The organism is Streptomyces sp. NPDC050085 (assembly GCF_044460595.1).
Classification (GTDB): Bacteria; Actinomycetota; Actinomycetes; order Streptomycetales; family Streptomycetaceae; genus Streptomyces.
The window spans coordinates 122,255-132,859 of record NZ_JBITJZ010000019.1; the positions used below are offsets into that span (position 1 = coordinate 122,255).

The following is a 10,605-nucleotide window of genomic DNA, read 5'->3' on the forward strand; positions in this document are numbered from 1 at the left end:
GTACGTACTTACCAAAGGAGAGTAGCACTCCATAGAGTCATCACTGCCAAAAGGAAAGCGGCACATATAGCAGCAAGAAGATGCCAACAGGCCTTATTCATACAGGCCTTATTCATAGGAGAGTTGCCATGCGCGCAGCAGTAGTGACGACGTTCGGTGGCCCGGAGTCGGTCGAGATCGTGGACGTCGAGCGCCCCGAACCGGCCGCGGGACAGATCCGCATCAAGGTCGCCGCAGCCGCCCTCAACCCGGTCGACGCGGGCATCCGCGCCGGGGCGTTCGGCGGCGCGGGCAGGCAGCTCGGCCTCGGCTGGGACGTGGCCGGCACGGTCGACGCGGCGGGCGTCGCCACCGGCTTCCAGGTCGGCGACCAGGTCGTCGCCCTCGCCTACGGAACGAACAAGTCCCTTGGCACGCACGCCGATTACGTGGTCGTGGACGCGACGGCGACGGCCCTCTCCCCCGCCTCCCTCGACCCCGCCCGCGCCGCGACGCTCCCCCTCAACGCCCTCACCGCGGCCCAGGCCCTCGACCAACTCGCCCTGCAGCCCGGCCAGTCCCTGCTCATCACGGGCGCGGCGGGCGCGGTCGGCGGTTACGCGATCCAGCTCGCCGCCCGCCAGGGCATCGAGGTCACGGCGTACGCGGGCGAGGGCGACGAGGAGCTCGTACGTTCCTTCGGCGCGACCGGGTTCGTGCCGCGCGGGACCACCCCCGAGCCGGCGGACGCGGTCCTCGACGCGGCGGTCCTCGGCGCCGAGGCACTGGCCTGGGTCCGGGACGGCGGCCGCTACCTGGGCGTCATCCCCGGCGCGGCACCGGCCCCGGAACGCGGGGTGAGCACGGGCCACGTGGAGGTACAGGCGGACGGCACGCGCCTCGCCACCCTCGCCCGCCTCGCCGACGAGGGCGCGCTGACGACCCGCGTCGCGGAAACGTACGCCCTCGACGACGCGACGAAGGCCCACACACGCCTTGCGGAGGGCGGGGTGCGGGGGCGTCTGGTGTTGGTTCCCTGAGGGGCCGCCACTCACAAGGGTGAACCGTGCCGATCATCCGGACGGGATGGGAACGCGCTGTCTAGGTTCGCGATCAACAACCGAAAACAGCTCGGCCCCCGGCGGGATTGGCGTCCCGGCCGAGGGCCTGACCAAGAGGAAGGCTGTAACTTCCCATGGTTGAACGCGAGCCTAGCGCTCACCAGTTCACGTTTGACGAGGCACTCGGGCTGCATGTCCCTGATGCGTCGCGGTTCATGGATCTGGAGGTGCCCGAGTATGCGTACATGTTCGGGTTCTTGCAGATGGACGGGCACCTGGCACAAGGGAGCGGGCAGAAGGGCCGACTGACCGCCGAGATCAACATCCGCGATGTCGAAATCCTGCGCAGGTTCCAGGAGTTGACCCCATACAACAGCAGCATCAGGGAGCGGGTCCTGGGCGTAAGTCGAAGAAGATCACGCCACCTCGCGTGCCGTTCTCACGCCGCGACTATCTTCGCGGAGTGATCGACGCCGATGGATCAGTCGGCTACACGAAACCAGGCCTGCCGTTCATCTCACTCACGACGGCCAGCACGGCTATCGCCGTCTACCTGTGCTTCTACGCCAGGAAGATCACCGGCACGACACTCCACCCCAGCCGCAACAAGCGGGATGAGATCTACAACGTCATGTACTGGAAAGAGGCGTCCCAGGCGCTGGCCGCCCATCTCTACTACCCGGGCTGCCTCTCACTGGAGCGCAAGCAGGCCGCCGCTGACTCCCTGCACACTTGGGTTCGCCCAGCCGACATGAGGACCGCCTATACGGCACGACGCTGGAAGGAGTGGGAAGATCGCATCCTGCTGAAGCACAACAGCAACGTCACAGCCTCCGCTGAGGAATTGGGACGCACCTACCAAAGCTGCAGCCTGCGACTATGGCGCCTGCGTAGCGGGAAGGTGCCGATGCCGGAGTAAGCACACAGGGCCCGAGCCGACAACAACTCGGGCCCTCCCGGCAATTCAGCCCTTCACGCAGACGACCTGCTTGAGCTTCGCCACGACCTCGACCAGATCGCGCTGCTGGTCGATGACCTGCTCGATCGGCTTGTACGCGCCCGGGATCTCGTCCACGACGCCGGAGTCCTTGCGGCACTCCACGCCCCGCGTCTGCTCCTCCAGGTCACGCGTCGAGAAGCGCTTCTTCGCCGCGTTCCGGCTCATCTTCCGACCCGCGCCGTGCGAGGCGGAGTTGAAGGACGCCGCGTTGCCGAGGCCCTTCACGATGTACGAACCCGTGCCCATCGAACCGGGGATGATCCCGTACTCGCCGGAGCCCGCGCGGATCGCGCCCTTGCGGGTGACCAGCAGGTCCATGCCGTCGTAGCGCTCTTCACTCACGTAGTTGTGGTGAGCGGAAATCTCCGGCTCGAAGGTCGGCTTCGCCTTCTTGAACTCCTTGCGGACCACGTCCTTGAAGAGCGCCATCATGATCGAGCGGTTGTAGCGCGCGTACTCCTGCGCCCAGTACAAGTCGTTGCGGTACGCGGCCATCTGCGGGGTCTGCGAGATGAAGACGGCCAGGTCGCGGTCGACCAGGTTCTGGTTGTGCGAGAGCTTCTGGGCCACGCCGATGTGGTGGTCGGCGAGTTCCTTGCCGATGTTGCGGGAACCGGAGTGCAGCATGAGCCACACTACCCCCTCAGAATCGAACGTAAGTTCGAGAAAGTGATTCCCGGAGCCAAGCGTTCCGATCTGCTTACGAGCCCGCCCCTCCCGGAACTTCACGGCATCGGCGACCCCTTCGAACCGCCCCCAGAAGTCCTCCCACCCCGCGGTCCCGAACCCGTGCAGCCGCCCCGGGTCAACGGGATCGTCATGCATCCCCCGCCCCACCGGAATCGCCTGCTCGATCTTCGACCGGAGCCGGGACAGGTCCCCGGGCAGGTCGTTCGCCGTCAGCGACGTCTTCACCGCGCTCATTCCGCAGCCGATGTCGACCCCGACCGCCGCCGGGCACACCGCACCCTGCATCGCGATCACCGAGCCGACCGTCGCACCCTTGCCGTAGTGGACGTCCGGCATGACGGCCAGGCCCTTGATCCAGGGGAGGGTCGCCACGTTGCGCAGCTGCTGCATCGCGGCGTCCTCGACGGACGCCGGGTCCGCCCACATGCGAATGGGGACCTTCGCCCCGGAAACCTCTACGTACGACATGAAATCCCCCGTAAACGGGCCTGCTTGACCCTTCTCGGCTATAAGTCTGGAAACGCAAATACCGGAGCCAAGGTCGACGAATAGGATGCCGGACCGGCGTCCACGGCAGTGCGTGCGATAGACATGGCACCATCGGGCGCCTCGTGGCGGCAACCGAATAACCCCTGCCAGAGACCAGCAAGGAGCCCCAGCGTGCAGCGGAAGTCCTACGCGTACATGCCGGGCATCGCCGTGCTCCTGACGGCGCTGCTCGCCGGGTGCTCCGGCGGGGCCGGGGCCGACGACGGGACGGACGACTCCAAGCCGGGCGAGGTCAGTTCCTCGGTGACGGCGGCGAAGCCGGGCAAGTACCGGTCCCTGCCCGAGCCGTGCGGCCAGCCCGACAAGAGCATGCTCGACACGATGCTCCCGGGGATCAAGGAGCTGCCCGACGCCGAGCAGCAGGAGAAGGCGTACAAGGGGTCGGCCACGTCGACGTACGACACGGACCGGCGGGCCGGGTGTACGTGGAAGGACGATTCGGCCGAGAGCGGGGCGCACCGGCTTTCGCTGGATTTCGAGCGGGTGGTGTCGTACGACTCCGCGGTGAGTGACGACGCGCGGGCGGAGAGCGTGTACGCGGCGAAGGAGACGGCGGCGGACCTGCCGGAACCGTCACCCTCGTCCGGTTCGTCCGACTCGTCTGGGTCGTCTGGGTCGTCTGAGCCACCTGAGTCGCCTTCTTCCTCTACCCCCACGTCCACCTCCTCGCCCTCCTCGCCCTCCTCGCCCTCCTCGCCCACGTCTCCCTCCTCCTCGGTGGACGCCGCCGAGGTCCAGCCGCGCACGCTCGACGATCTCGGCGACGAGGCGTTCGTGGACGATGCGCTGTCGGGTTCGGGGACGTCTCAGCGGCGGACGGTGACTGTGGTGTTCCGCACGTCGAACGTCGTCGTGACCCTCCGGTACGAGGCGCAGTCGGCGGTGCCCAGCGAGGCGCCGGACAGCAAGGAAATGCAGGACACAGCGCGTGAACTGGCCGGGAAGCTGGTCGGGAAGTTCGGCGAGTAGGGGCCTCCCCCGGTCCGGGGGCGGTCCGGGGAAGGCGACGCGGGCGGGGCGGTCAGCGCGTACGGTGGCCCATCGGGCCCGGGTTCCCGCAGCGGAGATCCGGGGCCGTGTCCTGTCAGCGGCCCAGTGAAGGAACCATGCACCGTCCGACCAAGCGACTCACCCGCATCCTTGCCTGCGCAGCCGCCGTGCCGGTGGTTCTCGTCGTCGCAGGCTGCTCGTCCGACTCCGGTTCCGGCTCGGACGACGGCGCGAAGAAGGGGTCAGGGGCGTCCTCGTCCTCTGCGGCCGCCGGGAAGGACGGGGGCGCGAAGAAGGTGACCCCGGCGACGTACAAGTCGCTGCCCACGGCGTGCTCGGCGTTCTCGAAGAAGACGCTGGAGGACCTGGTGCCGAAGGGCGACAGCAAGGCGGGAGCGTCCGACGACGAGTCGACGCGGGCCAGCTGCTCGTGGTCGAGCCTGGACAACAACGGGGTCAAGGGTTCGCAGTTCCGCTGGCTGAACGTGTCGTTCGTGCGCTTCGACTCGGACGTGAACCGGGGCAGTGGCGACAAGCTCGCGTCCGCGTACTACGCGAAGCAGGTCAAGGACGCGCAGGCGACGGACGGCGCGAAGAACGTGAAGACCTCCCCGGTGACCGGCACGGGTGACGAGGCGACGCTGGTGCGCTTCGACAGCTCGTACAAGGAGAAGAAGAAGAACGTCACGTCCCGGCAGCAGACGGTCGTCTCGCGCGTGGACAACGTCGTGGTGACCGTCAACTACAACGGTTCGGGTCTGGCGGGCGAGAAGACGCCGGACGCCGCCGATCTGTCGAAGGACGCGCAGAAGGCGGCCAAGGAGGCGGTGACCTCCGTGACCAAGACGACTGGTGCGGGTTCGGGTACGGGTTCGGGTTCGGGTTCCGGTTCGGCCTCCCCTTCCAGTTCCGCCTCCACCTCGCCCTCGGCTTCCGCTTCGAAGAAGGCCAAGTAGCCGCGGATCAGCGTGATTTGAGGAGCCCGGCCCCTTTTGGGGCCGGGCTCCGGGCGTACCGGCCCACGGTCTTCCGTATGCGTGTGCCAGTCTGTTGGGCGCAACATGCCGAACTGGGAGGGGAACTGGAGTGGCCGCGCCACTGAAGTTGACACGGACGCACCGGATACTCATCGGGGTGGTCGTCGCCGGAGCGGTGGTGATCGCGGGCATCGGCTTCGCCGGTTCGTACGCGGCCGTGCGCGAGTTGGCCCTGGAGAAGGGCTTCGGGAAGTTCGCGTACGTCTTCCCGATCGGCATCGACGCCGGTATCTGCGTGCTGCTCGCGCTCGATCTGCTGCTGACGTGGATCCGTATCCCCTTCCCGCTCCTTCGCCAGACGGCGTGGCTGCTGACGGCGGCGACGATCGCGTTCAACGGCGCGGCGGCGTGGCCCGATCCGCTGGGCACGGGGATGCACGCGGTGATCCCGGTGCTGTTCGTGGTGGCCGTGGAGGCCGCGCGGCACGCGATCGGCCGGATCGCGGACATCACGGCGGACAAGCACATGGAGGGCGTGCGCATCACGCGCTGGCTCCTGTCGCCGCTTCCCACGTTCCTGCTGTGGCGCCGGATGAAGCTGTGGGAGCTGCGGTCGTACGACGCGGTGATCAAGCTGGAGCAGGAGCGCCTGGTCTATCAGGCGCGGCTGCGTTCGCGCTTCGGCCGGGCCTGGCGGCGCAAGGCTCCGGTGGAGTCGCTGATGCCGCTGCGTCTCGCGCGCTACGGGGTGCCGCTCGCGGAGACGGCTCCCGCGGGCCTCGCGGCGGCCGGGATCGAGCCGCAGCTGCTGCCCCCGGCGCCGAGGCCGGTGGAACAGACGCAGGCGCCCCAGCTGGAGCCGAGGCCCGTACAACCCGTCACCGAGACGGCCGAGGCCCCGAGCCAGTGGTTCGCGACGCCGCCGCCACAGGCGCAGCAGTACCAGGGCGACTACGACCCGCACTTCGTGCCGCCCACGTTCGACCCGGAGCAGGAGCACCAGGGCTGGTACGAGGAGCAGCCGCAGCAGATCGCGGTGCCGGTGCCGCATCCGCGCGCGGCCGAGCCGGAGCCCGAGTTCCCGGTGCCGAACGGGGCGGGCGGGACGCGGCCGCTGGGCGACGGCGTCCAGGAGGCGGTCACCGAGCCGACGGACGACGACCTGTACCTGGTGTTCCGGCAGTCGATAGAGGGTGAGGGGCTGCCGACGCCGGGGGCGTTCGCGGCGAACGTGGAGATGCAGCACGGGGTCCGGCTCCAGCCGCGTGACGTGAACCGGTACATGGACCTGTTCGCGGCCCGGCTCGACAAGGACCTGCTGGACGACCACATCGCGTAGCACCACGCGATGCGATGCGAGAGGGGCGGCACCGGATGATTCCGGTGCCGCCCCTCTCCCGTTCCTCGCTCCGTCTCCCGTTCCCGCCGGAGGCGTTACGCGCCGAGCAGCTTGCGGACCCGGTCCGCGCCCACGGCGAGCAGCAGCGTGGGCAGGCGCGGGCCGGTGTCGCGGCCCACGAGCAGGTCGTACAGCAGGGCGAAGAAGGCGCGCTGGGCGCCCTTGATCTCGGCCGGGAGCTCCTTGGCGGTGGCGTCGGCGGGGAAGCCGGCCTGCACCTTCGGGACTCCGTAGACGAGGTGGGTCAGGCCGTCGAGCGACCAGTGGTCGTCGAGCCCGTCGAGGAGGAGGCGCAGGGACGTGCGGCCCTGCTCGTCGAGGGCGGCCAGCGCCTCCGTGTCCGGCTCGGCGCGGACGATGGTGCGCGACTCGGCGGGCACGTACTTGGTGATCCAGGCCTCGGCCTTGTCGAGCCGGGGCCGGACGGTGTCCAGGTCCGTGACCGGGTTCTCCGGGTCGAGCTCGCTCAGGATGCGCAGCGTCTGCTCGGCGTCCCCGGCGGTGACGTCGGCGACGGACGCGAGCGTGCGGTACGGCAACGGGCGCGGCGTACGCGGCAGTTCACCGGCGGCGGTGCCGACGGCACGGCTGTACGCGGCCGCGTCCGCGGGCAGCACGGAACCGTCCGCCACCTTCCCGCTGAGCTTGTCCCACTCGTCGTAGAGCCGCTGGATCTCCTGGTCGAAGGCGATCTTGAACGACTGGTTGGGGCGGCGGCGTGCGTAGAGCCAGCGCAGGATCTGCGGCTCCATGATCTGCAGCGCGTCACCCGGGGTCGGGACCCCGCCCTTGCTCGACGACATCTTGGCCATGCCGGAGATGCCCACGAAGGCGTACATCGGACCGATGGGCTGCTTGCCGCCGAAGACGCGGTCCACGATCTGGCCGCCGACCTGGAACGACGAACCCGGCGACGAGTGGTCCACGCCGGACGGCTCGAAGATGACGCCCTCGTACGCCCAGCGCATCGGCCAGTCGACCTTCCAGACCAGCTTGCCGCGGTTGAACTCCGACAGCAGGACGGTCTCGGTGAAGCCGTCGAGGGTGCAGGTGTAGGACAGCTCGGTCGTCTCGTCGTCGTACGACGTGACGGTCGTGAGGTCCTTGCCGCACTCGCCGCAGAACGGCTTGTACGGGTAGTACCCGCCGGCGCCGCTGCTGCCGTCGTCCTCGTCGGCCGCGCCGGAGCCCTCGGCGGCCTCCAGCTCGGCCTCGTCGACCGGCTTCTGGTTCTGCTGCTGCTTCTTCGGCGGGGCCTTCTTCGTCCGGTACTGGTCGAGGATGGCGTCGATGTCGCCGCGGTGCTTCATCGCGTGCAGGATCTGCTCGCGGTACGTGCCCGCCGTGTACTGCTCGGTCTGGCTGATGCCGTCGAACTCGACGCCCAGCTCGCCGAGGGCCTCGATCATGGCGGCCTTGAAGTGCTCCGCCCAGTTCGGGTACGCGGAGCCCTCCGGGGCGGGGACCGAGGTGAGGGGCTTGCCGATGTGGTCGGCCCAGGACGCGTCGGTGCCGGGCACTCCGTTCGGCACCTTGCGGTAGCGGTCGAAGTCGTCCCAGGAGATCAGGTGCCGGACCGGGTACCCGCGGCGGCGGATCTCGTCGGCGACCAGGTGCGGGGTCATGACCTCGCGCAGGTTGCCCAGGTGGATCGGGCCTGACGGGGAGAGGCCGGAGGCGACGACGACCGGTTTGCCCGGGGCACGGCGCTCGGACTCGGCGATGACATCGTCCGCGTAGCGGGAGACCCAGTCTGCGTTCTCTGGGTTCTCCGCTCCGGTGCTCTGGGCTGCCACGATCGGTGGGCCTTTCGGTTCGGGGGTCTACGTGCGGATGCACTCCGCGCCCTGCCATTGTCCCAGGCGGCCCGGGGTGCGCGAAAACGCCTTGTCAAGGGGTGGCCAGGGACCGTGCGCGACTGCTGCGCCGTCGTGGCTGGTCGCGCAGTTCCCCGTGCCCCTGGATGGCCTGCGGCCATCAGGGGCGCGCCCCACCGGACCCGCGCCCGGCGACGAAGCCGCAAAACCCCTTTGCTGCCCCGTGGGATACTGAGCGGGACTATCAAACCCAGCCCCGACCAGAACGGCAGCCCTCACACATGGCCCCGGTCACGTCCATCACCGCCAACGTCAACGCCCGGCTCTCCGACGCCCTCACGGCCGCCCTCCCGGGGACCGTCGGAGACCCCCTGCTGCGACGTAGCGAGAGGGCCGACTTCCAGGCCAACGGGATCCTGGCGCTCGCCAAGAAGGCCAAGGCGAACCCGCGGGAGCTGGCGACCCAGGTCGTCGAGAAGATCGTGAACGGTGAGCTGCTCGCCGACGTCGAGGTCTCCGGGCCCGGCTTCCTGAACGTCACGGTCACCGACAAGGCGATCATCGAGACGCTGGCCGCCCGCGCCGCCGACGGCGACCGCCTCGGGGTGCCGGTGAAGGACAACCCCGGCGTCACGGTCATCGACTACGCGCAGCCGAACGTGGCCAAGGAGATGCACGTCGGCCACCTGCGTTCCGCGGTGATCGGCGACGCCCTGCGCGGCATGCTCGACTTCACGGGCGAGAAGACGATCGGCCGGCACCACATCGGCGACTGGGGCACCCAGTTCGGCATGCTCATCCAGTACCTGATCGAGCACCCGGACGAGCTGGCCCCGGCTGCCATCGACAACACAGTCGACGGCGAGCAGGCCATGTCGAACCTGAACCGGATCTACAAGGCGTCGCGCGCCGTCTTCGACTCCGACGAGGAGTTCAAGGAGCGGGCGCGCAAGAGGGTCGTCGCGCTGCAGAGCGGCGACAAGGAGACCCTCGGCCTGTGGCAGCGGTTCGTCGACGAGTCGAAGGTCTACTTCTACTCGGTCTTCGAGAAGCTCGACATGGAGATCCGCGACGACGAGATCGTCGGCGAGTCCGCGTACAACGACCTGATGCCGGAGACGGCGCGGCTCCTGGAGGAGTCGGGTGTCGCGGTGCGCTCGGACGGCGCGCTCGTCGTGTTCTTCGACGAGATCCGCGGCAAGGACGGCGAGCCGGTGCCGCTGATCGTGCAGAAGGCGGACGGCGGCTTCGGCTACGCGGCCTCCGACCTGTCCGCGATCCGCAACCGCGTCGTGGACCTGCACGCGACGACGCTGCTGTACGTGGTGGACGTACGGCAGTCGCTGCACTTCAAGATGGTCTTCGAGGCGGCCCGCCGGATGGGCTGGCTCGGCGACGAGGTCACCGCGCACAACATGGGCTACGGCACGGTGCTCGGCGCCGACGGCAAGCCGTTCAAGACGCGTGCGGGCGAGACGGTCCGGCTCGAGGACCTGCTCGACGAGGCCGTCGAGCGGGCCACGGCGGTCGTCCGGGAGAAGGCCGAGAAGGTGGGCCTGACCGAGGACGAGATCGTGGAGAACGGTCGGTACGTCGGGATCGGCGCCGTGAAGTACGCGGACCTGTCGACGTCGGCGAACCGGGACTACAAGTTCGACCTGGACCAGATGGTGTCGCTGAACGGCGACACGAGCGTGTACCTGCAGTACGCGTACGCGCGCATCAAGTCGATCCTGCGCAAGTCCGAGGGCGACACCGCCGCCGCCCACCCGGAGCTCGAACTGGCCCCGGCCGAGCGGGCGTTGGGCCTGCACCTGGACGCGTTCGGCGATCTGGTCTACGAGGCGTCGGCCGAGTACGCGCCGCACAAGGTGGCCGCGTACCTGTACCAGCTGGCGTCGCTGTTCACGACGTTCTACGACCAGTGCCCGGTCATCAAGCCGCGCCCGGCGCAGGAGGTCGTGGAGAACCGGCTGTTCCTGTGCGACCTGACGGCCCGGACGCTGCACCAGGGCATGGCCCTGCTGGGCATCCGGACCCCCGAGAAGCTCTAGGGCGTGTCTTCAAACTCCCTCCCCCAGCCTTCGGCCGGGGGGACCCCCACGCCCGCAGGGCGGCCGCGCGGCGTCTGGTGCGTGCTCTG

The 10,605-nt window shown here is 68.9% G+C and carries 9 protein-coding genes; 7 read left to right on the plus strand and 2 right to left on the minus strand.

Annotated features, from left to right (window positions below; genetic code table 11):
- The first annotated feature begins 128 nt into the window (after positions 1 to 128).
- From ACIBUY_RS39050 to ACIBUY_RS39060, 3 genes are all read left to right on the plus strand, one after another.
- The gene (locus tag ACIBUY_RS39050; RefSeq protein WP_399155186.1) at positions 129 to 1,019 is read left to right on the plus strand and encodes an NADP-dependent oxidoreductase; all 891 of its coding nucleotides are present in this window, start codon (positions 129 to 131) and stop codon (positions 1,017 to 1,019) included.
- Between the two features lie 155 nt (positions 1,020 to 1,174).
- Complete coding sequence (locus tag ACIBUY_RS39055) at positions 1,175 to 1,507, plus strand: hypothetical protein (protein ID WP_399155187.1); 333 nt, start codon at positions 1,175 to 1,177, stop codon at positions 1,505 to 1,507.
- Positions 1,504 to 1,959: a hypothetical protein gene (locus ACIBUY_RS39060; protein ID WP_399155188.1), complete on the plus strand. Its 456-nt coding sequence runs from the start codon at positions 1,504 to 1,506 to the stop codon at positions 1,957 to 1,959. The genes ACIBUY_RS39055 and ACIBUY_RS39060 overlap by 4 nt, the downstream gene beginning before the upstream one ends.
- Before the next feature lie 45 nt (positions 1,960 to 2,004).
- Here ACIBUY_RS39060 and ACIBUY_RS39065 read toward each other — a convergent pair whose 3' ends face one another.
- Positions 2,005 to 3,198 (minus strand): RtcB family protein, encoded by a 1,194-nt coding sequence (locus tag ACIBUY_RS39065; protein WP_365571197.1) that lies wholly within the window; start codon positions 3,196 to 3,198, stop codon positions 2,005 to 2,007.
- Positions 3,199 to 3,390: 192 nt separating this feature from the next.
- On the opposite strand from ACIBUY_RS39065, the gene ACIBUY_RS39070 reads away from it, so the two are divergent.
- The 3 genes from ACIBUY_RS39070 (at position 3,391) to ACIBUY_RS39080 (ending at position 6,585) form a co-directional block, all read left to right on the plus strand.
- Complete coding sequence (locus ACIBUY_RS39070; protein ID WP_399155189.1) at positions 3,391 to 4,248, plus strand: DUF3558 domain-containing protein; 858 nt, start codon at positions 3,391 to 3,393, stop codon at positions 4,246 to 4,248.
- Positions 4,249 to 4,385: 137 nt separating this feature from the next.
- Positions 4,386 to 5,225, plus strand: a complete 840-nt coding sequence (locus tag ACIBUY_RS39075) for a DUF3558 domain-containing protein (protein ID WP_399155190.1) — start codon at positions 4,386 to 4,388, stop codon at positions 5,223 to 5,225.
- A gap of 130 nt (positions 5,226 to 5,355) precedes the next feature.
- Positions 5,356 to 6,585 (plus strand): DUF2637 domain-containing protein, encoded by a 1,230-nt coding sequence (locus tag ACIBUY_RS39080; RefSeq protein ID WP_399155191.1) that lies wholly within the window; start codon positions 5,356 to 5,358, stop codon positions 6,583 to 6,585.
- A 95-nt stretch (positions 6,586 to 6,680) separates the two neighbouring features.
- Here the strand turns inward: ACIBUY_RS39080 and lysS are convergent, their stop codons facing one another.
- Positions 6,681 to 8,441 (minus strand): lysine--tRNA ligase, encoded by a 1,761-nt coding sequence (gene lysS, locus ACIBUY_RS39085; protein ID WP_365571186.1) that lies wholly within the window; start codon positions 8,439 to 8,441, stop codon positions 6,681 to 6,683.
- 302 nt (positions 8,442 to 8,743) lie between these two features.
- Here lysS and argS point away from each other — a divergent pair, with 302 nt between their 5' ends.
- Positions 8,744 to 10,516 carry an arginine--tRNA ligase gene (gene argS / locus ACIBUY_RS39090; RefSeq protein WP_399155192.1) on the plus strand — a complete coding sequence of 591 codons (1,773 nt, stop codon included), beginning with the start codon at positions 8,744 to 8,746 and terminating at the stop codon, positions 10,514 to 10,516.
- The last annotated feature ends 89 nt before the right edge of the window (positions 10,517 to 10,605 follow it).

Bases quoted from the DNA above. Each gene is read 5' to 3' on its own strand.
- ACIBUY_RS39050 (WP_399155186.1), top strand. From the start codon at position 129: ATGCGCGCAGCAGTAGTGACGACGTTCGGTGGCCCGGAGTCGGTCGAG.
- ACIBUY_RS39055 (WP_399155187.1), top strand. From the start codon at position 1,175: ATGGTTGAACGCGAGCCTAGCGCTCACCAGTTCACGTTTGACGAGGCA.
- ACIBUY_RS39065 (WP_365571197.1), bottom strand. From the start codon at position 3,198: ATGTCGTACGTAGAGGTTTCCGGGGCGAAGGTCCCCATTCGCATGTGG.
- ACIBUY_RS39075 (WP_399155190.1), top strand. From the start codon at position 4,386: ATGCACCGTCCGACCAAGCGACTCACCCGCATCCTTGCCTGCGCAGCC.
- argS (WP_399155192.1), top strand. From the start codon at position 8,744: ATGGCCCCGGTCACGTCCATCACCGCCAACGTCAACGCCCGGCTCTCC.